The sequence below is a fragment of the Streptomyces bottropensis ATCC 25435 genome, assembly GCF_000383595.1.
GTDB classification, from domain to species: Bacteria; Actinomycetota; Actinomycetes; order Streptomycetales; family Streptomycetaceae; genus Streptomyces; species Streptomyces bottropensis.
This window is the reverse complement of sequence record NZ_KB911581.1, coordinates 2006127-2029714: the sequence shown is the minus strand read 5'-3', so window position 1 is coordinate 2029714 and position 23588 is coordinate 2006127. Positions and strand designations below refer to the sequence as shown.

At 70.8% G+C, this 23588-nt stretch carries 24 protein-coding genes; 4 read left to right on the top strand and 20 right to left on the bottom strand.

Annotated features, from left to right (window positions below):
- Positions 1–8: 8 nt before the first annotated feature.
- The 3 genes from STRBO_RS0109115 (at position 9) to STRBO_RS0109105 (ending at position 2609) form a co-directional block, all read left to right on the top strand.
- Positions 9–416, top strand: coding sequence for a VOC family protein (locus STRBO_RS0109115; protein WP_005479758.1), 408 nt, complete (start codon positions 9–11; stop codon positions 414–416).
- Between the two features lie 116 nt (positions 417–532).
- A complete protein-coding gene (locus tag STRBO_RS0109110; RefSeq protein WP_005479760.1) occupies positions 533–1657 on the top strand; it encodes an LOG family protein in 1125 nt (374 codons plus the stop codon).
- A gap of 193 nt (positions 1658–1850) precedes the next feature.
- A complete protein-coding gene (locus STRBO_RS0109105; RefSeq protein WP_005479765.1) occupies positions 1851–2609 on the top strand; it encodes a proline-rich domain-containing protein in 759 nt (252 codons plus the stop codon).
- Positions 2610–2698: 89 nt separating this feature from the next.
- On the opposite strand, the gene STRBO_RS0109100 is transcribed toward STRBO_RS0109105, so the two are convergent.
- The 9 genes from STRBO_RS0109100 to rpsB form a co-directional block, all read right to left on the bottom strand.
- Positions 2699–3733: an ABC transporter ATP-binding protein gene (locus STRBO_RS0109100; protein ID WP_005479766.1), complete on the bottom strand. Its 1035-nt coding sequence runs from the start codon at positions 3731–3733 to the stop codon at positions 2699–2701.
- Entirely contained in the window at positions 3733–5460 is a 1728-nt protein-coding gene (locus tag STRBO_RS0109095) for an ABC transporter permease (RefSeq protein WP_209442938.1), read from the bottom strand. Before STRBO_RS0109095 ends, STRBO_RS0109100 begins: the two co-directional genes overlap by 1 nt.
- Positions 5436–6512, bottom strand: coding sequence for a thiamine ABC transporter substrate-binding protein (locus tag STRBO_RS0109090; RefSeq protein ID WP_005479769.1), 1077 nt, complete (start codon positions 6510–6512; stop codon positions 5436–5438). The genes STRBO_RS0109095 and STRBO_RS0109090 overlap by 25 nt, the downstream gene beginning before the upstream one ends.
- 310 nt (positions 6513–6822) lie before the next feature.
- On the bottom strand, positions 6823–7929 hold the full coding sequence (gene rlmN, locus STRBO_RS0109085) for a dual-specificity RNA methyltransferase RlmN (RefSeq protein WP_005479776.1): 1107 nt from the start codon (positions 7927–7929) through the stop codon (positions 6823–6825).
- 193 nt (positions 7930–8122) lie between these two features.
- Positions 8123–9250, bottom strand: a complete 1128-nt coding sequence (locus STRBO_RS0109080) for a phosphatidate cytidylyltransferase (protein WP_086016326.1) — start codon at positions 9248–9250, stop codon at positions 8123–8125.
- Positions 9250–9807, bottom strand: a complete 558-nt coding sequence (gene frr / locus STRBO_RS0109075) for a ribosome recycling factor (protein ID WP_020114086.1) — start codon at positions 9805–9807, stop codon at positions 9250–9252. Before frr ends, STRBO_RS0109080 begins: the two co-directional genes overlap by 1 nt.
- 155 nt (positions 9808–9962) lie before the next feature.
- A complete protein-coding gene (pyrH, locus tag STRBO_RS0109070) occupies positions 9963–10724 on the bottom strand; it encodes a UMP kinase (RefSeq protein ID WP_005479784.1) in 762 nt (253 codons plus the stop codon).
- A gap of 193 nt (positions 10725–10917) precedes the next feature.
- Positions 10918–11754 carry a translation elongation factor Ts gene (gene tsf, locus STRBO_RS0109065; protein ID WP_005479786.1) on the bottom strand — a complete coding sequence of 279 codons (837 nt, stop codon included), beginning with the start codon at positions 11752–11754 and terminating at the stop codon, positions 10918–10920.
- A gap of 159 nt (positions 11755–11913) precedes the next feature.
- Positions 11914–12837 carry a 30S ribosomal protein S2 gene (gene rpsB / locus STRBO_RS0109060; RefSeq protein ID WP_005479789.1) on the bottom strand — a complete coding sequence of 308 codons (924 nt, stop codon included), beginning with the start codon at positions 12835–12837 and terminating at the stop codon, positions 11914–11916.
- 273 nt (positions 12838–13110) lie between these two features.
- Between rpsB and STRBO_RS0109055 the strand changes: the two genes are divergently transcribed.
- A complete protein-coding gene (locus STRBO_RS0109055; RefSeq protein WP_005479791.1) occupies positions 13111–13719 on the top strand; it encodes a M23 family metallopeptidase in 609 nt (202 codons plus the stop codon).
- Between the two features lie 132 nt (positions 13720–13851).
- Here STRBO_RS0109055 and STRBO_RS0109050 read toward each other — a convergent pair whose 3' ends face one another.
- From STRBO_RS0109050 to lepB (STRBO_RS0109000), 11 genes are all read right to left on the bottom strand, one after another.
- The gene (locus STRBO_RS0109050) at positions 13852–14409 is read right to left on the bottom strand and encodes a TetR/AcrR family transcriptional regulator (RefSeq protein ID WP_005479792.1); all 558 of its coding nucleotides are present in this window, start codon (positions 14407–14409) and stop codon (positions 13852–13854) included.
- A gap of 328 nt (positions 14410–14737) precedes the next feature.
- Positions 14738–15574 (bottom strand): RNA polymerase sigma factor WhiG, encoded by an 837-nt coding sequence (gene whiG / locus STRBO_RS0109045; RefSeq protein WP_020114085.1) that lies wholly within the window; start codon positions 15572–15574, stop codon positions 14738–14740.
- Positions 15575–15846: 272 nt separating this feature from the next.
- Positions 15847–17028 (bottom strand): DNA-processing protein DprA, encoded by a 1182-nt coding sequence (gene dprA / locus STRBO_RS0109040; RefSeq protein WP_005479796.1) that lies wholly within the window; start codon positions 17026–17028, stop codon positions 15847–15849.
- A 34-nt stretch (positions 17029–17062) separates the two neighbouring features.
- Positions 17063–18685 (bottom strand): YifB family Mg chelatase-like AAA ATPase, encoded by a 1623-nt coding sequence (locus STRBO_RS0109035; protein WP_020114084.1) that lies wholly within the window; start codon positions 18683–18685, stop codon positions 17063–17065.
- Positions 18685–19050 (bottom strand): YraN family protein, encoded by a 366-nt coding sequence (locus STRBO_RS0109030; RefSeq protein ID WP_005479799.1) that lies wholly within the window; start codon positions 19048–19050, stop codon positions 18685–18687. Before STRBO_RS0109030 ends, STRBO_RS0109035 begins: the two co-directional genes overlap by 1 nt.
- A 128-nt stretch (positions 19051–19178) precedes the next feature.
- Entirely contained in the window at positions 19179–19487 is a 309-nt protein-coding gene (locus STRBO_RS0109025; RefSeq protein WP_005311352.1) for a DUF2469 domain-containing protein, read from the bottom strand.
- A gap of 57 nt (positions 19488–19544) precedes the next feature.
- Positions 19545–20060 (bottom strand): NUDIX hydrolase, encoded by a 516-nt coding sequence (locus STRBO_RS0109020; RefSeq protein WP_005479801.1) that lies wholly within the window; start codon positions 20058–20060, stop codon positions 19545–19547.
- Positions 20050–20796, bottom strand: a complete 747-nt coding sequence (gene lepB, locus STRBO_RS0109015; protein WP_005479802.1) for a signal peptidase I — start codon at positions 20794–20796, stop codon at positions 20050–20052. Before lepB (STRBO_RS0109015) ends, STRBO_RS0109020 begins: the two co-directional genes overlap by 11 nt.
- Before the next feature lie 79 nt (positions 20797–20875).
- Positions 20876–21766 (bottom strand): signal peptidase I, encoded by an 891-nt coding sequence (gene lepB / locus STRBO_RS0109010; RefSeq protein ID WP_005479803.1) that lies wholly within the window; start codon positions 21764–21766, stop codon positions 20876–20878.
- The gene (lepB, locus tag STRBO_RS0109005) at positions 21732–22862 is read right to left on the bottom strand and encodes a signal peptidase I (protein ID WP_005479804.1); all 1131 of its coding nucleotides are present in this window, start codon (positions 22860–22862) and stop codon (positions 21732–21734) included. Before lepB (STRBO_RS0109005) ends, lepB (STRBO_RS0109010) begins: the two co-directional genes overlap by 35 nt.
- The gene (gene lepB, locus STRBO_RS0109000; RefSeq protein ID WP_005479805.1) at positions 22855–23583 is read right to left on the bottom strand and encodes a signal peptidase I; all 729 of its coding nucleotides are present in this window, start codon (positions 23581–23583) and stop codon (positions 22855–22857) included. The genes lepB (STRBO_RS0109005) and lepB (STRBO_RS0109000) overlap by 8 nt, the downstream gene beginning before the upstream one ends.
- Between the last annotated feature and the right edge of the window lie 5 nt (positions 23584–23588).

The following is a 23588-nucleotide window of genomic DNA, read 5'->3' as shown; positions in this document are numbered from 1 at the left end:
ACCTCGCCATGTACCAGCAGATGATCTTCATCAACCTGCCCGTGAACGACCTCGACGCCTCGAAGAAGTTCTTCACGGAGCTGGGCTACACGCTCAACCCCCAGTTCAGCGACGAGAACGCGGCCTCCGTCGTGATCAGCGACACCATCGTGGCGATGCTGCTCACCAAGCCGTTCTACTCGTCCTTCACCAAGAAGGAGATCGCGGACGCCACCAGGACCAGCGAGGTGATGCTCTGTCTGAGCGCCGAGAGCCGCGCGAAGGTGGACGAGCTGGTCGAGAAGGCGGTCGCGGCCGGTGGCACCGCGTCGGAGAAGGTCCAGGAGATGGACTTCATGTACGGCCGCGCCTTCGACGACCTCGACGGCCACACCTGGGAGGTCGTCTGGATGGACCCGGCCGCGATCGAGGGCTGAGGCAGCCGCGCGGCAAGGGGCGCGGGGAAGGGCGTGAGCGACCACCGCCCACCCGCGGCCGCCCCCACCCCGTAGGGGCCCCGTCCCCGCCCGGCGGAGCGCCCTAGCATGGGCGGGTGCAGACGATGCCCGCCCACGCGGCCCACCACGACGACCACGAGATCGAGACGATCGAGGAGTTCGACGCGATCGTCTCGGCACGTGGCACCCTCCGCGGATTCCGGGTCCAGGCCGTCGACCTGACGGACCGTACGCGCGAACTGCTCACCACCGCCACGGCCGGAGCCGTCTTCCTCGGCTGCCCGATGCGCGAGGAGGCCGCGGCGAAGATCCGCACGGACGGCGCTCTGGTCTTCCCGCCCGTCCCCGGCCTGCCCTTCGACCCGTACCGCGGCCTGCTCTACTCCCCCGACGAACTCTTCGCGTCCCTGTCGGACGGCGGCTACGAGGCGACACCCGACGCCCTCGCGTACGCCTGGTTCCAGCGGACCAAGGCCGACCGGGACGTCTACGCCTCCCTGCTGCGCGCCGTCCACGACGACTCCGTCTCGGACGCCCTCGACGAACTCCTCTCCGGCGCCCGGGTGGTGGGCGTGATGGGCGGCCACGCGATGGCCCGCGGCACCGAGGCGTACGAGGGCGCCGCCCGCCTCGGCCGCACCCTGGCCCGCTCGGGTCTCATCGTCGCCACCGGCGGCGGTCCGGGCGCCATGGAGGCGGCGAACCTGGGCGCCTACGCGGCCCCGTACGACGACGGGATGCTCGCCGAGTCGCTGCGACTCCTGGCGAAGGCACCGACGTTCACGCCCTCGATCACCGAGTGGGCGAGCGCCGCCTTCGAGGTGCGCGCCCACTGGCCGAGGGGCGGCACCTCCGTCGGCATCCCCACCTGGTTCTACGGCCACGAGCCGCCGAACCCGTTCGCCTCGCACATCGCCAAGTACTTCGCCAACGCCACCCGTGAGGACGGCCTCCTCGGCCGCTCGAACAGCGGCATAGTCTTCCTTCCGGGCGCCGCCGGAACCCTCCAGGAGATCTTCGACAACGCGACCCCCAACTACTACGAGTCGCGCGGCGAACCGACCCCCATGGTCCTCGTCGACCGCGCCCACTGGACCGAGAGGCTGCCGGCCTGGCCGCTGCTCCGGTCGCTGGCCCAGGGGCGCTCGATGGAGACCCGGATCGCGCTGGTGGACCGGATCGAGGAGGCCCCGGAGGCTCTGGCGCGTCTCGGGGGGTGAGACGCGCGGGGACCTTTGACCCCGCGTCAACCCCGCGGAGGGCCGGTCAGCGGGCACAGCGGGCCGCTCAAACAGTTCTTCGGATTGACAGTCCTTACGGCGCGCTTATAAACCTGTGAGGCACATGGGGAAGCCGCCCCTCCGGCGGCCCTCCGTCACCCCCACTCCCCTGTGCTCCCCGTGAAGGGCAAAAGTGTCCATATCTCTCCGTACCGCGCGGACTTCGCGCTATGTCGGTGTTGCCGTCGCGTCCGCCGCACTCGTGTTCGGCGCCGCCGGCAACGCCATGGCCTGCAGCATCAAGGACTTCTCCGCCGTCGCCGAGTGCGACGGTGACAAGGGCGTCATCCGCGTGACCGACGTGGACCCCCTGGGCGTCGAGGCCGAGGTCACCGTCTATCTGGAGAACAACGGGGCCGACCTGCGTCAGGTCGGCAGCAGGACGATCACGGACTCCACCGCCGACGGTGTCACCATCACCTTCGAGGAGGACTGGGAGCCGAAGGCCGAGTACCGCATCCACGTCACGGCGGAGAACTACGTCGACGACGACATCAAGCCGAACCTGATCGCCCCCGCCAAGGCCTGCGGGACCAAGACGGACACCCCGCCGGCCGCCTCCAAGGGCCCGGAGAAGCCCTCGGACGGCAAGGGCAAGGGTGAGGACAAGGGCAACGGCAAGGGCAAGGGCGAGGACGAGCCCTCCGAGACCAGGACGTCCCCCACGCCGTCCGCGTCCGAGGGCACCACCCCCGTCGGCTCGAACGACAACAACGCCCCCTCCCCCGAGGGCGATTCCAGCCTCACCGAGACCGGCGGCGACTCCAACCTCGCCGAGACCGGCAGTGACCCGAACACCGGCCCGATCGCCGGTGCCGCGGCGGCCCTGGTCGCCCTCGGCGCCGGTGCCGTGTACTACAGCATGCGGCGGCGTGGGGCCTCCACACGCTGATCAGACGCTTGTCAGAGCTGTGGCCCGTGCCCCTCTCGGAGGGGCACGGGCCACACGCTCGTTCTCCCCCGCATCGCCGCAGCGCCTGCCTACGCGGCCGGGCCGGCCCCCAGCAGGACGATCTCGGTCGCGTCGAAGCTCACGCCCACCCGCTCCCCGGGCTCCGGCGCGTCCCGCAGCGCGCACGCCGCCTCCAGGCGCGGCGCGCCCTCGGGCTGGAGGTGCACGGCGACATGGGTGCCCCGGAAGGTGCGCGCGGTGACGGTGCAGCGCAGACCGACCGCCGCGTCGACCAGGCGCACCCCGGCGGGCCGCACGAGCAGCGTGCACGCCCCCTGCGGCGAGCCCTCCGGCACCGGCACCTTGCCCCACGCCGTGTCCGCGGCCGCCCCGGTCACGGTCGCCTCGACCACGTTGTCGAAGCCGAGGAAACGGGCCACGAACTCGTCGGCCGGCCGCTGCCACACGTCGAGAGGCGTGCCGGACTGGGCGATCCGTCCGTCCCGCATCACCACGACCCGGTCGGCCAGCGCGAACGCCTCACCCTGGTCGTGCGTGACCGCCAGCACGGTCGTGCCCAACTCCGCGAACAGCTGCCGCAGTTCGACGACCAACCGCTCCCGCAGCGAGCGGTCCAGCTGGCCGAGGGGCTCGTCGAGCATCAGCAGCCGGGGGTGCGGGGCGAGGGCCCGGGCCAGCGCGACCCGCTGCTGCTCACCGCCGGACAGCTCCCCGACCGGCCGCCGGGCCGCTCCGGGCAGCCCGACCAGCTCCAGCAACTCCCGTACCCGTAGCGCCCGTTCGCTTTTCGCCGCGCCATGCATCCGGGGACCGAAGGCGACGTTCCCGGCGACGTCGCGCTGCGGGAAGAGCTGATGGTCCTGGAACATCAGACCGACACCCCGCTTGTGCGCGGGCACACCCGCCTGGTCGTTCCCGGCCAGCAGCACCCGCCCGCCGTCGAGTGGTTGCAGCCCGGCGACCACCCGCAGCAGCGTCGACTTGCCGCTGCCGCTGGGCCCCAGCACACACACGATCTCGTGCTCGGCGACCTCCAGATCGACCGCGTCGAGCACGGGCCGCCCGTCGAACCGTACGGTCGCGCCCTCAAGCCCGAGCAACATCAGAACTCCCCCGTGCGATCGGTACGCAGGCGCTCCAGCACCAGCAGGGCCACCGCGCACACCACCATCAGAATCGTCGAAAGGGCCATCGCCTGACCGTAGTTGAGGTCACCGGGCCGGCCGAGCAGCCGTGCCACGGCCACCGGGAGCGTGGGGTTGTCGGCGCGCGCGATGAACACGGTCGCCCCGAACTCCCCGAGCGAGACGGCGAAGGCGAAGCCGGCCGCGATCAGCAGAGCCCGCCGCACCAGCGGCAGGTCGACCTCGCGCCACACCCGCCACGGCGACGCCCCGAGCACGGCCGCCGCCTCCCGCAGCCGTTCGTCCACCGCCCGCAGCACGGGCAGCATGGTCCGTACGACGAAGGGGACGCCCACCAGGGCCTGGGCGAGCGGCACCAGGATCCAGGACGACCGCAGGTCCAGCGGCGGCTCGTCCAGCGCGATCAGGAACCCGAAGCCGACGGTCACCGCGGACACCCCGAGCGGCAGCATGAGCAGCGCGTCGAAGCCCCGGACGAGGCGGCCGGCCGTGGGGGTCCCCCCGTGCGGACGGCGCCGGGAGCCGGGGAGGGTGAGCGCGGCGGCGGCGAGCCCGCCGACCAGCAGGGCGATGCCGGTCGCGGCGAGCGCGTACAGGAGCGAGTTGCCCACCGCCTCGATCGGCGCCACCAGGAAGATCCCGCCGTCGTCGCTGGTCAACGCCTTGTAGTAGCCGAATCCGGGCGCGTCGAGCGACCTCTGCACCAACACGCTCAACGGCAGCAGGATCAGCACGACGACGGTGACGAGCACCCCGCCCAGCAGCGCCCACTGCCCGGCTCCGCGCGGCCGCCGGGCCGTGAGCGAGGCGTCCACCAGCCGCAGCGCGGTCTCCCGCCGCCGTACGGTCCACGCGTGCACGGCGAGGATCAACCCGACGGCGGCGAACTGCACGAGTGTGAGCACGGCGGCCGCCGACAGGTCGAAGATCTCCGAGGTCTGCCGGTAGATCTCCACCTCCAGCGTCGAGAAGGTCGGCCCGCCGAGGATCTGCACCACCCCGAACGAGGTGAAGGTGAAGAGGAAGACCATCAGGGCGGCGGCGGCCACGGCGGGCGCGAGCGCCGGGAGCGTCACCTTCCGCCATGCGGCCAGGGGCGACGCCCCGAGCATCCGCGCGGCCTCCTCCTGCCGGGGGTCGAGCTGCGCCCACAGCCCGCCCACGGTCCGTACGACCACCGCGTAGTTGAAGAACACATGCGCGAGGAGGATGGCCCAGACCGTGGTGTCCAGCCGTACGCCCCACACCTCGTCGAGCAGCCCGCCACGCCCCACCAGGGCCAGGAAGGCCGTGCCGACGACCACGGTCGGCAGCACGAACGGCACGGTCACGACCGCCCGCAGCAGGTCCTTGCCCCGGAAATCGAAGCGTGCGAACACATACGCGCCGGGGAGTGCGATCAGCAGCGTGAGCGCGGTCGAGACGAACGCCTGCCAGGTGGTGAACCACAGCACGTGCCGGATCCCGGCGTCCCCCAGCACCTCCCCGATCCGCCCCGGGTCCCAGGTCCCGCCGTCCTTCAGCCCGCGCACCACGATCGCGGCGACGGGGTGGGCGAAGAACACCCCGAAGAACGCGACCGGCAGCGCCATGAGCCCGAGCCGCGCCGCGTTCCCCGACCGACGGGGTCCGCGCGGCGCGGTCCCGGCCGCCGTCTTCGCTACTTCAGTACGAGCGAGGTCCACGACTTGACCCACTGGTCACGGTTCTCGGCGATCTTCTTCGGCGCCATGGTCTCGGGGTCCTTCGCCGCGGGTCCGTACTCGGTGAACTCGGCGGGCACGGAGGCGCCTTCGACCACCGGGTACACGAACATGTTGAGCGGCATGTCCTCCTGGAACCTCTTCGAGATCAGGAAGTCGATCAGCGCCTTGCCGCCCTCGGCGTTCTGCGCGTTGCTCAGCAGCCCCGCGAACTCGATCTGCCGGAAGCAGGTGCCCTCGGCGACCCCGGTCGGCGCGGTCTTCGGCCGCGGGTCCGCGTAGACGACCTCGGCGGGCGGCGAGGACGCGTACGACACCACGAGCGGCCGGTCGCCGCCGGCCTTCCTGCCGTCCGTCGACCCGGAGAACTCCTGGTAGTACGCCTGCTCCCAGCCGTCGACGACCTTCACGCCGTTGGCCTTGAGCTTCTCCCAGTAGCCCTCCCAGCCGTCGTCCCCGTACCGGGCGGCCGTACCGAGGACGAAGCCGAGCCCGGGCGAGGACGTGGAGGCGTTCTCGGTGACGAGGAGATCCTTGTACTCGGGCTTGATCAGATCGTCGAACGACGTCGGCGGCTCGATCTTCTTCTCGCTGAAGTACGCCTTGTCGTAGTTGACGCAGATGTCACCGGAGTCGATGGGCGTGACCCGGTGCTCGGCCTTGTCCAGCTGGTACGCGGCGCCGACCTTGTGGAGTCCCTTCGCCTCGTACGGCTGGAAGAGGCCGTTGTCGAGCGCGCGGGAGAGCAGCGTGTTGTCGACGCCGAAGAAGACGTCGCCCTGCGGGTTGTCCTTGGTGAGGATCGCCTGGTTGACGGCCTGCCCCGCGTCCCCGCTCTTGAGGACCTTGACCTTGTACCCGGACTCCTTCTCGAACGCCTTCAACACGTCCTTGGAGTAGGCGAAGGAGCCGTGGCTGACGAGCGTGACGGTCCTGGAGCCGCCCGATCCGGTGTCGTCGGACGAGGAGCCGCATGCGGACAGCGTGACGAGCCCGAGGCCGACGGCCGCGGCGACGAACGTTCTGATGTGCACTGGATTCCTCCTGGAGTGACCAGGAAGAGACGCGGCCCTGCCCGGGTGCCTCCGGAACTGGCGAAGGCACCCGGGCAGGGCGCAACAGCTTGAGTGAAGACCGAACTTCCTACCCAGAATGACCTGGGCGAGGTTCAGAGGGTCTGCGGCCCGCTTGCCGCACTCTCAGCGCTGTGGCGCTCCCCTGTCGGAATATGAAGATGTGTGTACGGGGGTCAGCGTACCCCGTGGCCGGATTCCGACTCCCGCCGGTGGCCACGAGCTGCTCCTGCTCGCTCCTGGCCCCGGTCGGGGTCTCCGTCCCGGTCCCTCACCTCTCGGTGGCCGCCAGCTGTCCGCACGCCCCGTCGATCTCCTGCCCCCGGGTGTCCCGGACGGTCACCGGCACCCCGTGGGAGGCGATGGCCTCGACGAACGCCTTCTCGTCCTCGGGCCGGGAGGCGGTCCACTTGGACCCCGGAGTGGGGTTCAGCGGAATCAGGTTCACGTGCACCGGCTTGCCCTTGAGCAGCCGGCCCAGCCGGTCACCGCGCCACGCCTGGTCGTTGATGTCCCGGATCAGCGCGTACTCGATGGACAGCCGGCGCCCGGACCTGGCCGCGTACTCCCACCCGGCGTCGAGGACCTCACGCACCTTCCACCGCGTGTTCACGGGGACGAGGGTGTCGCGCAGTTCGTCGTCCGGCGCGTGCAGGGAGATGGCGAGCCGGCACTTGAACCCCTCGTCGGCGAACCGGTGGATGGCGGGCACCAGCCCGACCGTCGACACCGTGATGCCGCGCTGCGACAGCCCCAGCCCGTCCGGCTCCGGGTCGGTGAGCCGGCGAACGGCGCCGACGACCCGGTTGTAGTTGGCGAGCGGCTCGCCCATCCCCATGAAGACGATGTTGGAGAGCCGCGCGGGCCCACCCGGGATCTCTCCGTCCCGCAGCGCCCGCATCCCGTCGACGATCTGATGGACGATCTCGGCGGTGGACAGGTTCCGGTCCAGACCCGCCTGCCCGGTGGCGCAGAACGGGCAGTTCATCCCGCACCCGGCCTGCGAACTGATGCACATCGTCACCCGGTCCGGGTACCGCATCAGCACCGACTCGACGAGCGTCCCGTCGAACAGCCGCCACAGCGTCTTGCGCGTGGTCTCCTGGTCGGTCGACAGATGCCGCACGACCGTCATCAGCTCCGGAAGCAACGCCTCCCGCAGCTTCTCCCGCGCCCCGGCGGGGATGTCGGTCCACTGCTCCGGGTCGTGCGCGTACCGCGCGAAGTAGTGCTGCGAGAGCTGCTTGGCGCGAAACGGCTTCTCCCCGATCGCGGCAACAGCCTCCTTACGCTCCACAGGCGAAAGATCAGCAAGATGCCGCGGCGGCTTCTTGGCTCCGCGGGGGGCGACGAATGTGAGTTCTCCGGGTGCAGGCATAACCCTCCCAGTGTCGCAGATCCACTGCAGTGGCCCTCCCGGCGGTGCGGCCCGCGGATTTCGCTCGCCCGCGGCTGTCTGCGCCGCCCACCCGGCCCGACCCGACCGCGCCCCGGGCGGCAACAGCGATGGGCCCCCGCCCTGGCGAACCGGAGCAGGGGCCCACTCGCGTCTCGTGCGTACGGTCGGCCCGTCAGCCGGAGCCCACGAACAGCACCAGCAGCAGCCACACCACGGGTGCCGTTGGCAGGAGGGAGTCCAGGCGGTCCATGATGCCGCCGTGGCCCGGCAGCAGCGTGCCCATGTCCTTGATGCCGAGGTCCCGCTTGATCATGGACTCGCCGAGGTCGCCCAGCGTGGCGCTGGCCGCGACGGCGAGGCCGAGGAGCAGGCCCTGCCACCAGGCTCCGCCGTCGATGACGAACTCCATGAGCAGCGCGCCCGCCACCATGGCGAAGGCGATCGCGCCGAGCAGTCCCTCCCGGGTCTTGCCGGGGCTGATGCGCGGCGCGAGCTTGTGCGTGCCGAAGCGCCAGCCGACGGCGTACGCGCCCGTGTCGCTGACCACGGTCAGCAGCAGGAACACCATGACCCGCTGCGCCCCGTCGTCGGCGGTGAGCATGAGCGCGACGAACGTGGCGAGGAACGGCACGTAGAAGGCCGCGAAGACGCCCGCCGTGACGTCCTTGAGGTAGTTGTCGGGCGGCTCGGTCATCCGCCAGACGAGGACGGCGAGCGCGGTGAGGGCCATGGCCACCCACGCGCCCTCGGGCCCACGCACGTACCCGGCGACGACCATGGCCGCCCCGCCGACCGCGAGCGGTACGAGGGGTGCCTTGATGCCCTTGCGTTCCTGCAGGCGTGAGGTGAGCTCCCACAGCCCCACCACCACGGCGACCGCTATCACGCCGACGAAGGCCGCCTTGACGATGAACAGCGACGCGACGATGACCACGCCGAGACCGACGCCGACTCCTATGGCGGCGCCCAGGTCACGGCCCGCGCTCTTCTTCGGCGGGGCGGGCTGCGGGGCGTGGGGCATGGGCTCCGGCTTCTGCGGCGCCTCCCCGTAGGGGCGCGCCGACGGCGTCTCGTCACGGAACGGGGGGCCGGCCTGCCGAGCCGCCCCCCGGTCGTCGTCCTGGTTCCCGCCATGCGCGGGTACGTCGGGCACGATGGGCATGGGCTGAGTCTGTATCGGAAGCAGGCTCTCAGCCGCATCGTACGGGGGACCCGCCGGGGCATGCCCCTGGACAGGTCCCCGGTCGGTCGGCGCCCAGTACCCGGCTGGTGGCGGCGCGCCCCAGGAAGAGTCGTTCATCAGACCTCGAGGAGCTCCGCTTCCTTGTGCTTGAGCAGCTCGTCCACCTGGGCGACGTACTTCGCCGTGGTGTCGTCGAGCTCCTTCTCCGCACGACGGCCCTCGTCCTCGCCGACCTCGCCGTCCTTGACGAGCTTGTCGATCGCGTCCTTGGCCTTGCGGCGGACCGAGCGGATGGACACCTTGGAGTCCTCCGCCTTGCTCTTGGCGACCTTGATGTAGTCGCGGCGGCGCTCCTCGGTCAGCTCGGGGAACACCACTCGGATGATGTTGCCGTCGTTGCTCGGGTTGACACCGAGGTCGGAGTCGCGGATCGCCTGTTCGATGTTGCGCAGGGCGGTCTTGTCGAACGGGGTCACCACGGCCATGCGCGGCTCCGGCACGGAGAACGAGGCCAGCTGGTTGATCGGCGTCAGCGCACCGTAGTACTCGGCCACGATCTTGTTGAACATCGCCGGGTGCGCACGACCTGTGCGGATCGCGGCGAAGTCGTCCTTGGCGACGACGACGGCCTTCTCCATCTTCTCCTCGGCCTCGAGGAGGGTCTCTTCGATCACCACTTGCTCCTGCGTGTCTTGAGTAGGCCCGGCAGCTGTCCTTGGTCTGGTCGGCGGCCGGCTGCGTCGCGTCTTGTTCCTGCACGGTTCCCGACCGGCAGGACATTGTCCATCCCCCGGTCAGGCCCCGTCCCCCGGGCAGGGGAAGGACCCGGTCAGGCCCGGCTTCCCTGATCACCCACGAGAGTGCCGATCTTCTCACCCTTGACGGCCCGCGCGATATTGCCCTCCTTGAGAAGCTCGAACACGAGGATCGGGAGCTTGTTGTCGCGGCAGAGCGTGATCGCGGTGGCGTCGGCGACCTTCAGTTCGCGGGTGATGACCTCGCCGTAGCCGAGGGAGTCGAACTTGACCGCGTCCGGGTTGGTCTTGGGGTCGGAGTCGTAGACCCCGTCCACGCCGTTCTTGCCCATCAGCAGCGCCTCGGCGTCGATCTCCAGGGCGCGCTGCGCGGCGGTGGTGTCGGTGGAGAAGTAGGGCATGCCCATACCGGCGCCGAAGATGACCACGCGGCCCTTCTCCAGGTGGCGCACGGCGCGCAGCGGGATGTACGGCTCGGCGACCTGGCCCATGGTGATGGCGGTCTGGACGCGGCTGTCGATGCCTTCCTTCTCCAGGAAGTCCTGCAGGGCGAGGCAGTTCATGACCGTGCCGAGCATGCCCATGTAGTCGGAGCGGGCCCGGTCCATGCCGCGCTGCTGCAGTTCGGCGCCGCGGAAGAAGTTGCCGCCGCCGATGACGATCGCGATCTCCGCGCCGTCGCGGACGACGGCCGCGATCTCACGGGCGATCGCGTGCACGACGTCGGGGTCCACGCCGAGGCCACCGCCCCCGGAGAACGCCTCTCCGGACAGCTTCAGCATGAACCGTCCGCGGTCCGCTTTGCGTACGTCGCTCTTCTCGGGCTTGGTGGTCATGGAGATCTCGCCTCTTCACGTGTCGCACATACGAAGAAGGCCATTGCCGGTGGGGTGGTGTTCGCATCCCATGCTCGGCAATGGCCTCCTCGTCAGATCTGCTGTCGTCCGCATCGCGTCACGCGCGCGGGGCGGCGTACGCGAACGACTGCACCCGACCCTATCGGGGCCGGGCGCCCGTCGCGTAACGGACTCAGATGCCGACCTTGATGCGCGTGAAGCGCTTCAGGGTGACACCGGCCTCGTCCAGGACCTTCTGGACCGACTTCTTGTTGTCCAGCGCGTACGGCTGGCCGAGCAGCGTGGCGTCCTTGAAGAAGCCGTTGAGGCGACCCTCGACGATCTTCGGCAGGGCGGCCTCGGGCTTGCCCTCGGCGCGGGTGGTCTCCTCGGCGACGCGGCGCTCGGACTCGACGACCTCGGCCGGCACGTCCTCCTTGGAGAGGTACTTCGGCGCGAAGGCGGCGATGTGCTGGGCGATGCCCTTGGCCACGGCGGCGTCGGCCTTGTCCAGCTCGACCAGGACACCGATCTGCGGGGGCAGGTCGGGCATGGTGCGGTGCATGTAGGCGAAGACGAAACCGTCGGCGTACTGCGCGAAGCGGTCGAGGACGATCTTCTCGCCGAGGTTGGCGTTGGCCTCGTCGACGTACGCCTGGACGGTCTTGCCGGCCTCGATCTCGGAGGCGAGCAGGGCCTCCAGGTCCGCCGGGGAGGTCTTGGCGACGTGCTCGGCGACCGCCGCGGCGGCGGCCTGGAACTTCTCGCCCTTGGCGACGAAGTCCGTCTCGCACTTCAGCTCGACCAGGACACCGGAGGTGTTGTCGTCGGCGATGAGGGAGACCACGGCGCCGTTCTCGGCGGAGCGGCCCTCGCGCTTGGCGACGCCCTTCTGGCCCTTGATGCGCAGGGCCTCGACGGCCTTGTCGACGCTGCCATCGGCCTCGTCCAGCGCCTTCTTGCAGTCCATCATGCCGGCGCCGGTGAGCTCACGGAGCTTCTTGACGTCGGCGGCGGTGTAGTTCGCCATGATCTGTGAATCTCTTCTCGGAGTTCGAAGTCTCGAAGTCGGCGTCCGCCGCCGCTCGTAGGACGAGCGCCCGCCGAAGATCTACGGGCTGCGGGTGAACGGCGGGTGGCGCGCTCGGCGCCACCCGCCGTCGTCCCGACAGCGCTACGACCGTGAAGGTCAGGCCTGCTCGGCGTCCGCGGCCGGAGCCTCGGCGGCGGCCGGGGCCTCCTCGGCGGCGGGAGCCTCGGCAGCGGCCTCGGCGGGAGCCTCAGCGGCGGCCTCGGCTGCAGCCGGAGCCTCAGCGGCGGCCGGAGCCTCGTCGGCCTTCTTCTCGCCCTCGAGCAGGTCGCGCTCCCACGCGGCCAGCGGCTCGCCCGCGGCCTTGTCGCCCTTGCCCTCGGTGGCGACCCGGGAGCGGGAGATGAGGCCCTCGGCGACCGCGTCGGCGATCACACGGGTGAGCAGCGTGACGGAGCGGATCGCGTCGTCGTTGCCCGGGATCTTGTAGTCGACCTCGTCGGGGTCGCAGTTGGTGTCGAGGATGGCGACGACCGGAATGTTGAGCTTCCGGGCCTCACCGACCGCGATGTGCTCCTTCTTGGTGTCCACGATCCAGACGGCGCTGGGCACCTTGGACATCTCGCGGATACCACCGAGGGTCTTCTCCAGCTTGGCCTTCTCGCGCGAGAGCACGAGAAGCTCCTTCTTGGTCAGACCCGACGCGGCGACGTCCTCGAAGTCGATCTGCTCGAGCTCCTTGAGGCGCTGCAGACGCTTGTAGACGGTCGAGAAGTTGGTGAGCATGCCGCCCAGCCAGCGCTGGTTGACGTAGGGCATGCCGACGCGGGTCGCCTGCTCGGCGATCGCCTCCTGCGCCTGCTTCTTCGTGCCGACGAACATGACCGTGCCGCCGTGGGCGACGGTCTCCTTGACGAACTCGTAGGCGCGGTCGATGTACGACAGCGACTGGAGCAGGTCGATGATGTAGATGCCGTTGCGCTCGGTGAAGATGAAGCGCTTCATCTTCGGGTTCCAGCGACGGGTCTGGTGACCGAAGTGGACGCCGCTTTCCAGCAGCTCCCGCATCGTGACGACGGCCATGGCCGTTCTCCTTGATTTGCTCGGTTGTGCCGCGGGAACCGGACGGCTCCCGCGCCTGACGCCCGCGTTGCGCCGTTGCCACTAGGGACCGAGGAGCGCTGATACGGACCACAGACGGGCCTCGTACCGGGGCGTGCGAAGTCGACCCGGTGACCCGGATCGCCACCAGAAGTGTACGGGACCCGCGAGGCCCCGGGTGACGCCGATATCCACAACCGGTCGGTACTCCACAGATCCCGGCCGTGATCGCCCGGTGCGCGGGACGCTTCCCCCATGTCCGACGAGACGCCCCATGAGCGAACGGTCCGCCGACCCGCCGGTGTGTGGACGATCCTGCTGTGCCTGACGGCGACCCTCCTGGCCACGGCCTGGACGACGGCGCCGCGTGCCGCCCCGGGGCCACCCCTGTCCGGTGATCCCTTACCCGGGGAGCCCGTCCCCGGGGTGGGCCGCGTCTGGCCGGTGGGCCTGCGCCCCTTGGTGGTCCGTGCCTGGGAACCGCCGCCCACCCCCTACGCGCGAGGGCACCGGGGCGTCGACCTGTCCGCCCCGGCCGGCTCCCCGGTACGGGCGGTGGCGGCGGGCCGTGTCTTCTTCGCCGGCCGGGTGGCGGGCCGGGGAGTCGTCACGGTCGAACTGACCGGCACCGGCGACCCGCCTCTGCGCACGACCTACGAACCGGTCCGGACCACGGTGAAGAAGGGCGACGAGGTGACCGCGGGCACCCTCCTGGGCACCCTGGAGCCGGCCCCCTCCCACTGCCCGACGGCATGCCTCCACTGGGGCCTGCGCAGAGGCGAGACCTACCTGGATCCTTTGTCGCTGCTGCCGCCGTGGCTGCTGCGCAGGGGCCCGTCACGCCTGCTGCCGGTGCCCGAGTAGCCGCCCGGCCGACCTCAGCCCCGGGCGGCACGAGTGAGCGGGCGGCACGAGTGAGCGGGCGGCACCCCACGGCGCCGACGAACGACAACCTGCCTCTCCCGGCCCCGGCAGAGGACACCGGACCACGAGGGCTCAGCCCCGCACACCCCGCAGAGCCATCCCCACGGCCGCCGCGGTGACCACGGAGGGATCCTCGGCGGCCCCCAGTTCGATACGCCGCACAGCCGCGTCCACGACCCCCTGCACGAGCATCGCGGCCAGCCGGGGCTCCTCCTGCCCGAGGGCGGCGAGCGCCTCCACGATCATCGCGACGAGCCCACCGTGCGCGGCCCGGATCTTCTCCCGCGCCCCGGCGTCCAACTCACTCGCCGAGATCGCCACCACGGCCCGGTGCCGTCGGTCGCCGACCAGCTCCAACTGCTTGCGGACGTACGCCTCGACCTTGCCCTCGGGCCGCTCGACCGCGGCCATCGCCGCCTCGACCTCCGCCGCCCAGACGGGAAAGTCGACCTCGCACAACTCCTCGACCACGGCGGCCCGCGACCGGAAGTACTCGTACACGGAGGACCGCGCCAGACCGGTGCGCTCGGCGAGCGCCGGAAAGGTCAGCGCCTCCGTCCCGCCCTCGGACAACAGGCATCGTGCCGCGTCCAGCAGGGCGGCTCGCTGCATCGACCGGTGCTCGGCCACGGAGGCCGCTCGAATCCTTGGCACGTAAACCACTCTACGGACGGACCGCCGCACACGGGAGTGCCTTCCCCCGGCCGGCCCCGACGGAAGCGTCCTCGACACCCACGATCGCTGGTCGCTGGGTCGCTTGTCGTCGGACATCGGGTCGCCGGACACTGATCGCCGGACCCGGACCCGGTCGCCGGACCCGGTCGCCGGTCGCGGTCGCCGGTTGTCGGTCGCGGTCGCCCGTCGCGGTCGCCAATGGCCGGTCGCGGCCGCCGATCGCCGGACCTCGTCCCGTCCTCACCGCACCGCAGCTCACCGCACCGATCCGCACCCGACCAGGTCAGCGGCCGAAACTCGCCAGCTTCGCCCGCAGCTGCAGCACCGACTTCGTGTGGATCTGGCTCACCCGGCTCTCGGTGACCCCCAGCACGTTCCCGATCTCCGCGAGGGTGAGCCCCTCGTAGTAGTACAGCGTGACGACGGTCTTCTCCCGCTCCGGCAGCGTGTTGATGGCACGCGCCAGGAAGCGGCGCAGCTCACGGTCCTCGGCGACCTCGACCGGGTTGTCCGCGGCGGTGTCCTCCAGCGTGTCCATCAGGCTCAGCCGGTCACCGCCCTCGCCCCCGACGTGCAGCAGCTCCTCCAGCGCCACCACGTTGGCGAGCGACAACTGGCTGAACACCGCGTGCAGTTCGTCGACCGCGATCCCCATCTCGGCGGCGACCTCGCCCTCGCTCGGGGTGCGTCTGAGCCGTGACTCCAAGGTGGCGTAGGCCCGCTCCACATTGCGCGCTTTCTGCCGCACCGAACGGGGGATCCAGTCCAGCGCACGCAGCTCGTCGATCATGGCACCGCGGATCCGGGTGATCGCGTACGTCTCGAACTTGATCTCGCGGTCGATGTCGAACTTCTCGATCGCGTCGATGAGCCCGAAGACCCCGGAGGAGACGAAGTCGGCCTGCTCGACGTTGGCCGGCAGCCCGACGCTCACCCGTCCCGCGACGTACTTCACCAGCGGTGAGTAGTGCAGGATCAGCTGCTCGCGCAGCCGCTCGTCGCCGCTCGTCTTGTACGTCCGCCACAACTCGTCGAGTGTCGAGGGGGCGGGCGGGCGCACGGTGCCGCGAGCGGCGGAGGGTACCGCCGCCCGGTCAGACCCGGAGGTGTGCTGGGGCATTCGTCGCCTAGTGCCGTTCTGCCGTGAACTGGGGATGCCTGGGTGAGCTGTCGGTCTGATGTCGAGTTGCCTGTCCTGAGACGGAATCCTCGTGAGCGTAGCGTGACTGGGGAGTCGCATTGCGCGAAGGCCGACGGATCGCCGGTGCGCAGATACGTTCCGCTGGACGACACACGGCGCTCGGGTGATCGCACTGTGTGACCGGCGCGAAAGGCCAACTGCCGGAAACCGCAAGGCTGTCGGCGTTCCCCCGGACGGCCGAACACCCTCGGTCAACCTCGTCCGTGATCCGGCGAGACGGAGATCATCGCCTGGCGTGTCAACTTCCAGCCGTCGCCGTGTCGTTCGACGTATCCGAGTGCGCGGAGTTCGTACAGTCTCCCGACCGCGTCGTCGACGCTCGTGCCCGCGCCCCGGGCGACCTCGTCGGGGGCCGCGGCCCCCAGCCCCGGCAACGCGGCGAGGACCTGCCGCGCGCCGGGTTCCAGCAGGTCACGGGGGAGCACGGGCCCCCGTCGGTCGGGCGCCAGCTCTCCCATGTCGCCCACCAGCTCGACGACTTCGGCGGCGTCGGACACGAGGGCGGCCTCGCCCCGCAGCAGTTCGTGCACCCCCGCCGAGAGGGCCGAGGTCGCGGGGCCGGGGACACCCATCGTGATGCGGCCCAGCCGCTGCGCGGCCCGTGCCGTGACCAGCGCGCCGCTGCGGTAGGCCGCCTCCACGACCACGGTCCCCCGGGTGAGCGCGGCGATGACCCGGTTGCGCAGAAGGAAGCGGCTCTGCGTCGGATGCTCACCCGGCGCCAACTCCCCCACCACCAGACCCTGTTCGGCGATCCGGCTGATCAACTGCACATGCCCTCTCGGGTACGGCCGGTCCACCCCGCAGGCCAGCACGGCGATCGTCGCACCACCGGCCCCGAGCGCCCCGCGATGCGCGGCCCCGTCCACGCCGTACGCGCCGCCGGACACGACCACCCACCCCCGCTCGGCCAGCCCCGCCCCCAGCGTGGCCGCCATATGGACCCCGTACTCCGTGCAGGCCCGCGCCCCCACCACAGCCACCGACCGCAGCGCCCACATCCGCACATGAGCCTTCCCCCGCACCCACAGCCCCACGGGCCGCCCGTCCCCGAGGTCATCGAGCTGCCCGGGCCACTCGGCGTCCCCGGGCACGAGGAACCGGACTCCGGACGCCCGCGCGGTGGCCAGGTCCCCTTCGGGGTCGGCGCGGTCGGAGCGGGCGCACAGCCCCGCCCACCGCTTCTGCGAGGCGCCCGGCAGGGGACGCCCGCCGTCGGAGAGCCTGCGCACCAGTTCCCTGGCGCCGAACTCCCGGAGCCACCGCCCACCGAGTTCGTCCCCGGGTTCGAGGACCCGGGCCAGGAAGGCCCGGTCGCGCCGCTCGGCGTCCGGCGGGCCCTTGCCGTCCATGGCACACCCGCCGCCGGTCATGGCGCACCCGCCGACGAGCCCGGGTCCGCCGTCCTCATGTCAGCGACCCGATCGCCATCGGCGCGCCGCGCGGGACACCGGTGCGCAGCTGCAGAGCCAGGTTGACGTCCGTCGCGTCCGGACGGTCGTGGCCTACGAGGTCCGCGACGGTCCAGGCGACGCGGAGCACCCGGTCCAGGCCCCGCGCGGTCAGCACTCCCCGTTCCAGGCAGCGCTCGGCCTCGTCCATCGCACCCGGGGTCGCGTGCCACCGGCTGCGCAGTTCACGCCCCGGCACCTCGCTGTTCGTCCGCCAGGGCGTCGCGAGCAGACGTCCGGCCGCCCGTTCCCTGGCCGCGCGCACCCGGTCGGCCACGGTCGCCGTGGACTCGCCCCGGGCCCCGCGCCGGGTCAGTTCGGACCGGGTGACGCGGTCGATCTCGACCCGCAGGTCGACCCGGTCGAGCAGCGGCCCGGAGAGCCGGGCCTGGTAGCGGCGGACGGACGCGGGCGGACACTCGCACAGGTCGTCCGTCCGCGAGAAGCGGCCGCAGGGACAGGGGTTCGCGGCCAGCACCATCAGGAACTTCGCCGGGAAGCGGACCACTCCCGCACTGCGTGCGATCACGACGTGCCCCGCCTCCAGCGGCTGCCGCAGGGCGTCCAGGGCCTGACTGCCGAACTCGGGGGTCTCGTCGAGGAAGAGGACCCCACGGTGGGCCAGGGAGACCGCGCCCGGCCGCGCGACGCCCTGGCCGCCGCCGACGAGTGCCTGCATCGTGGCCGAGTGGTGCGGGGCGCAGTAGGGCGCCTCGTCCACCAGCGGTTTCCCCACCGGCAGAAGACCGGCGATCGAGTGGACCGCCGTGACCTCCAGCGACTCCTCCCGGGACAGCTTCGGCAGGATGGCAGGCAGCCGCTCGGCGAGCATCGTCTTGCCCGCGCCCGGCGGGCCTTCCAGGAAAAGGTGGTGTCCGCCCGCCGCCGCCACCTCCACGGCGGTCCTGGCCGCGAGCTGGCCGACGACGTCGGCGAGGTCGTGGCCCAGGTCCTGCTGGGCCGCTCCCGCGGTGTGCATGCCGGTGGCCGCCCCCGTGCCGGGCAGCCGAAGGCCCGCCAGGAGAGGGTCCGGGCGGCCCTCGTCGGGCTCCTCGTCCGGCACCGGTTCGTCCGCCAGCACGGCGATCAGCTGCCGAAGGGTGCGCACGCCCAGTACCGAGACGCCGGGCACCAGCGAGGCCTCGGCTGCGGCGCACTCGGGCACCACCACCTGCTCGTATCCGGCTTCGGCGGCGGCCAGCACGGCGGGCAGGATCCCCCGTACCGGCCTGACCCGGCCGTCGAGTCCCAGCTCTCCGATCATCACGATGTCGCAGAGCACCCGCGGGTCGATCCGCTCGGAGGCGCCGAGGACCGCGCTGGCGACCGCCAGGTCGAATCCGCTGCCGGCCTTCGGGACCGAGGCGGGACTGAGTCCCACCGTCAGTTTCTTCTGCGGCCACTCGGCGCCCGAGTTGACCACCGCCGCCCTGACCCGGTCCCTGCTCTCCGTCAGGCTCTTGTCCGGCAGCCCCACCAGCGTGAAGGCCGCCACTCCCGGTTCCAGGTCGGCCTGGACCTCGACGACGACACCCTCGACACCCACGAGGGCCACGGAGCATGTGCGGGCGAATCCCATCACGCCACGCCCCGGACGTGTTCCACGACGGGGGCGCCGCGGGCGGGGAGGACGACGCCGACGACGTCGATGCGGACGCCGCCCGGCGGGCTCCCCCCGTGTTCCTGGAGCCAGCGTTCGGCGAGGCCGCGCAGCCGTTGTGCCTTGGTGGTCGTGACGGCCGCCATAGGGTGCTCGAAGGAACCGGCCCTGCGCGTCTTCACCTCGCAGACGACCAGCGCGTCCCCCTCGCGGGCCACGATGTCGATCTCGCCGGTCCTGCCACAGCGCCAGTTGCGCTCCAGGACCGTCATCCCGGCCTCGGCCAGCCGCCGTGCGGCCAGCTCCTCGCCGTACCTTCCGAGTGCACCTCGTGCCTTGTTCATGTCGGCACCACCTCCGGCGCCAACACTGAGGGCAGATCAGTCCGCTAGCGGATCTTGGTGGACAACCAACCGATTGTGGACAACTTCGTCACCCACACGGATGGCGGCCCACCGCCTCCGAGGACCCGTCAGCTGCCCGGCAGCTCCAGATCACTCTTGTTCAGCTCCTCGATGTTCACGTCCTTGAACGTGAGCACCCTCACCTGCTTCACGAAACGAGCCGGCCGGTACATGTCCCACACCCAGGCGTCCGCCATCGACACCTCGAAGAACACTTCACCCTGGACCGAGTGCACCTGCATCTCGTAGTCGTTGGTCAGGTAGAAACGCCGCTCGGTCTCGATCACATATTTGAACAGACCGACGACATCGCGGTACTCCCGGTAGAGCTTCAGCTCCATCTCGGTCTCGTACTTCTCGAGGTCCTCGGCGCTCATGGCATGTTCCCCTTCAGCCGTGCGATCCCACCATTGTGCGCCAGTCCCCGCGAGCCCCTAGACGATTTCGGTGTCGAGGACCACGGGTCTGGCCGGGGGACCCTCGTCGAGCAGTGTGCGAAGCAGTTCGGCGAGTCTGGTCGGGTACACCGTCTCATGCGCCCGGGCCAGTTCCCCGCACGTCCACCAACGTGCTCCGGCGACACTGCGTCGCTCCAGCTCCGTGAGACTCCCGTCGAGGGGCTCGACCTGGCGCGTATCGGTGGTCCGCGCCAGGTAGTACCACTCGTCCTGGTCCCAGCGCCGCCCGGCGAAGGGGAAGGAGCACCGACGCCGCCAGAGCACGGGCCCCAGCTCCACGTCCGTGATCCCGGTCTCCTCCACGAGTTCCCGCAGGGCGGCCTCCTCACGGGTCTCCGTGCCCTCCACGCCGCCGCCGGGCGTGAACCACCAGTCGTCGGCCGGATCGTCCGGCTCGTGCCCGTGCAGCAGCAGGATGCGCTCGCGGGGATCCAGCAGGATCACCCGGGCCACCCGGCGCAGCCCGCCCTCGTAGGTGTCCTCAGCCGACAACGGCCGGCTCCGACTGCGTCCTGCGGCCACGGCCGCCGAGCCGCTTGGCGACGGGTCCGTAGGCCCCGCCGCCCAGGACCAGCGCCATGCCCACGATCAGCGCGGCGGTGATCAGCCGCAGCGGGCCGGGAGAGGAGAGCCCTCCGAGCTTCTCGAAGCCCGTGGGGCGGGCCAGCATGCCCTCCATGGGCCACACGACGGCGTCCACGCGCGCGTCCACGTGGGCACGCGGCACCGTGCCGTTGCCGGCCTCCGTGAGGTGGGCGGTGGAGTCCAGCGAACCGCTGCGCTCGTCGCCGAGGAGGAACAGCCGGCCCTTGGGGACGGTGATCTCGGGGATGCCGGTCAGCTCGGCGTCCTCGCCCGGGGGCAGATAGCCCTCGTCGATCTTCTTGCCGTTGACGGTCAGCTTGCCGTCGGTGCAGCAGGCGACCGTGTCCCCGCCGACCGCGACGACCCGCTTGACCATGGGGGTGTTGCCCCAGGTCTCCTGCCGGAAGACGACCACGTCGCCGCGCTTGACCTCGGCGCCGTCGACCCGCTCGGCGAGGATGCGGTCCCCGGAGGTGATGGTGGGGGACATGGAGTCGGTGGGCACGGTGTAGGGGGCGTAGAGGATCGCGCCCCAGACGAAGCCGCCCATGAAAAGCACACAGCCGAGGGCCACGGCCAGTCCCGACAGCTTGCTGCCGAGCCGTCCGTGGCCCTCGTCCGTACGATGTGCCGTCCCGCTCATCCCAGTGCTCCCCAGGTCGGAGAATCGACCGTCCTGGCCCCTCGCGGGCCGTGGCAGATCGGCGATCTGGGACGGCACCCTACCCGGCGGTACGCGTGCCAGTAACCCTCGGGCTTTCGGCGGCCAGAAGGCGGCGCCGGCGCCACAGCACCAGCGGCACCGCGCCCGCGAGGCCGAGCACGCCGGGTGCGGCGGCGCTCAGGTTCTGGTCGAAGGTGTCGGGGATCGGCAGCGTGGACCAGCGGGTGGGCGGCCAGGCGACCACGATGGCGCGGCCCACGACCTGGCTCGCGGGGACCATGCCCTTGTTGCTGTCGTTCTGGTGGTAGCGGGAGTCCAGTGAGTTCTGCCGGTGGTCGCCCATGACCCAGATTTTGCCCTCGGGTACCTTCACCTTGAACTGGCCACCGGTGTCGTCGACGGTGCAGGGGGTGTTGCCCGGGTACACGTACGGCTCGTTCAGCGCCTTGCCGTTGACCTTGAGCGGGCCCGTGCCGTTGCACTCCACCGTGTCGCCGGCGACGCCGATGACCCGCTTGATGAGGTCCTTCTCCTCCGCGGACGGCATCAGACCGATCCAGCCGAGGACGCGCTGCGCGGCGTTGGGCTCCAGGGTCGGCTCGCCGTTCAGCCAGCCGTCGGGGTCGTGGAAGACGACGACCTCGCCGCGCTCGGGCTCGGAGCCGAACCACGGGGTGAGCTTGTCGACCAGGACCCGGTCGCCCTCCTGCAGCGTGTTCTGCATCGAGTCGGACGGGATGGAGAACGCCTGCACCAGGAAGGTCTTGATCAGCAGGGCGAGCACCAGCGCGATACCGACCAGGATCGGCAGCTCCTTCCAGAAGGAACGCTGTTTCTTCCTGGGCCTCGCCTGCTGGTCTCCGTCGTCGGCCGAGGTCCGGGCGTCCTCGCCACCGTCCGCCGGGCCCGGGGAGTCATTCCCGGAGTCGGCGGAACCCTCGGAACCCACGGCGCCCTCCACGTTCTCCGCGGCCGGGGAAGCCGCCTCGTCGGATCGCTCCGGCCGATCTTCGGAACCACCGTGTCCGGACCGTGCGCCGACCGCCAAATCCCCCACATCCACTCCTCACTCCGTACCGCCGCCCGCGCCACAGCCGGTGCAGGCCCACCACTCCCATAACGAGCGGGAGTTCCGCAGGGGTCGGGAGAGGGATCAATCCGTTTCGATCCGCGGACGCCACCCTATGCGAAGCGCCGAGGGCGGTGGCCGACCCGCCCGGCACGGCCGAGAACGTGTCCGGCTCCTCCAACTGCCCCCAGTGGCCGACCGGCCAGGCGATGACCACGGCACGGCCCACGACGGCGTCCTGGGGGACCGTACCGCCGAACTGCGCCGTTTTCGAATCGTCGTTCTGGTGGGCGCGCGAGTCCGCGGAGTTCTCCCGGTGGTCGCCCATCACCCACAGCCGGCCCTGGGGCACGGTCACCTGGAACTGCTGTGTCGAGGGCTGGTTGCCGGGGTGGATGTACGCCGTCTCGTCCAGCGGCATGCCGTTGACCGTGACGCGTCCCTGGGTGTCGCAGCACTTGACGGTGTCGCCGCCGACCGCGACGACCCGCTTGATCAGGTCCTGCTCGTCGTCGGACGGAAGGAGTCCGATGAACTGCAGGCCTTCCTTGATCTGCTTGATGACGACGGGGTCCTCGCCGGACGCGGTGGTCTGCTCGTCCTCCAGCCAGCCGCCCGGGTCCTTGAAGACGACGACGTCACCTCGGGTGGGCTCGGAGCCGAACCAGGGCGTGAGCTTGTCGACCAGGACGCGGTCGCCGATCTGGATCGTCTGCTCCATGGATCCCGACGGGATCACGAACGCCTGGACGAGGAAGGTCTTCAGGACCAGGGCTATGAGGACGGCGACGCCGACGAGGAGCGGGATCTCCTTGACCGCCGAACGACGCCTGCGCCGCTTGATCTTGCGGGCGAGCCTGCGCCGCTCCACCCGGCTCGGCCGGGCGGCCCCGCCGGACCGCCGCAGACCCGTGGGCAGCAGGTTCTCGGCGGCGGTGGTGGGAGCGGCACCGCGGGGCCTGCCCCGGTTACCCATGCGCACCACCGGCGGCGGGCACCCGCGCGTAGGCGCCCGGACGGTCCAGACGCGTCCAGTGGCCGGCGGGCCAGGCGATCCAGTCGGCCCTGCCGATCACGGAGTCGAGGGGGACCATGCCGCCGCCGGGCGAACCCAGGTGGTCGCGGGAATCGCTGGAGTCACTGCGGTGGTCGCCGAGGAGGAACAGTCTGCCCTCGGGGACGACCACGTCGAAGGGTACGTTCGACGGGCTGTCGCCCGGGTACAGAAACGACGACTCGTCGACCCACCGGCCGTTCACCTCAAGCCTCCCCTCCTGGTCGCAGCAGACCACCCGGTCTCCCCCCACGCCGACAACGCGCTTGACGTAGTCGGCGTTCCCGAAGTAGCCGGTGCCGTCGAACACGACGACGTCACCGCGCTGCGGATCAGATCCGAAACGGTACGCCAACTTATTTACGAGAACGCGGTCCCCGATCCTCAATGAGTCGGCCATGGAGCTGCTGGGAATCTGGAAGGGCTGCATCACGAAGTTGCTGAACAGCGCCAGAAAAAGCAGGCAGATCAGCACGGTCAGGGTGTATCTCCCGCCCGGCACCAGGGCCGTGGTCCGGTCCACCCATGCGAAACGCGACCGCTCCTCAGGCCTTCCTGTGTCGGAGGTCTCCTCGGAGACCTCGTCGCGGGAAGAGCGAGGGGAACGGTCGCGCTCCATGTGCTGCTGTGCGTCGGTGTCCATCGGGG

Bases quoted from the DNA above. Each gene is read 5' to 3' on its own strand.
- lepB (WP_005479804.1), bottom strand. From the start codon at position 22,862: ATGGGTAACCGGGGCAGGCCCCGCGGTGCCGCTCCCACCACCGCCGCC.
- STRBO_RS0109055 (WP_005479791.1), top strand. From the start codon at position 13,111: ATGTCCGACGAGACGCCCCATGAGCGAACGGTCCGCCGACCCGCCGGT.
- STRBO_RS0109030 (WP_005479799.1), bottom strand. From the start codon at position 19,050: ATGAACAAGGCACGAGGTGCACTCGGAAGGTACGGCGAGGAGCTGGCC.
- dprA (WP_005479796.1), bottom strand. From the start codon at position 17,028: ATGACCGGCGGCGGGTGTGCCATGGACGGCAAGGGCCCGCCGGACGCC.
- STRBO_RS0109035 (WP_020114084.1), bottom strand. From the start codon at position 18,685: ATGGGATTCGCCCGCACATGCTCCGTGGCCCTCGTGGGTGTCGAGGGT.
- lepB (WP_005479802.1), bottom strand. From the start codon at position 20,796: ATGAGCGGGACGGCACATCGTACGGACGAGGGCCACGGACGGCTCGGC.
- STRBO_RS0109100 (WP_005479766.1), bottom strand. From the start codon at position 3,733: ATGTTGCTCGGGCTTGAGGGCGCGACCGTACGGTTCGACGGGCGGCCC.
- rlmN (WP_005479776.1), bottom strand. From the start codon at position 7,929: ATGCCTGCACCCGGAGAACTCACATTCGTCGCCCCCCGCGGAGCCAAG.
- rpsB (WP_005479789.1), bottom strand. From the start codon at position 12,837: ATGGCCGTCGTCACGATGCGGGAGCTGCTGGAAAGCGGCGTCCACTTC.
- whiG (WP_020114085.1), bottom strand. From the start codon at position 15,574: ATGCCCCAGCACACCTCCGGGTCTGACCGGGCGGCGGTACCCTCCGCC.
- STRBO_RS0109025 (WP_005311352.1), bottom strand. From the start codon at position 19,487: ATGAGCGCCGAGGACCTCGAGAAGTACGAGACCGAGATGGAGCTGAAG.
- STRBO_RS0109115 (WP_005479758.1), top strand. From the start codon at position 9: ATGTACCAGCAGATGATCTTCATCAACCTGCCCGTGAACGACCTCGAC.
- lepB (WP_005479805.1), bottom strand. From the start codon at position 23,583: ATGGACACCGACGCACAGCAGCACATGGAGCGCGACCGTTCCCCTCGC.
- tsf (WP_005479786.1), bottom strand. From the start codon at position 11,754: ATGGCGAACTACACCGCCGCCGACGTCAAGAAGCTCCGTGAGCTCACC.
- pyrH (WP_005479784.1), bottom strand. From the start codon at position 10,724: ATGACCACCAAGCCCGAGAAGAGCGACGTACGCAAAGCGGACCGCGGA.
- STRBO_RS0109080 (WP_086016326.1), bottom strand. From the start codon at position 9,250: ATGAACGACTCTTCCTGGGGCGCGCCGCCACCAGCCGGGTACTGGGCG.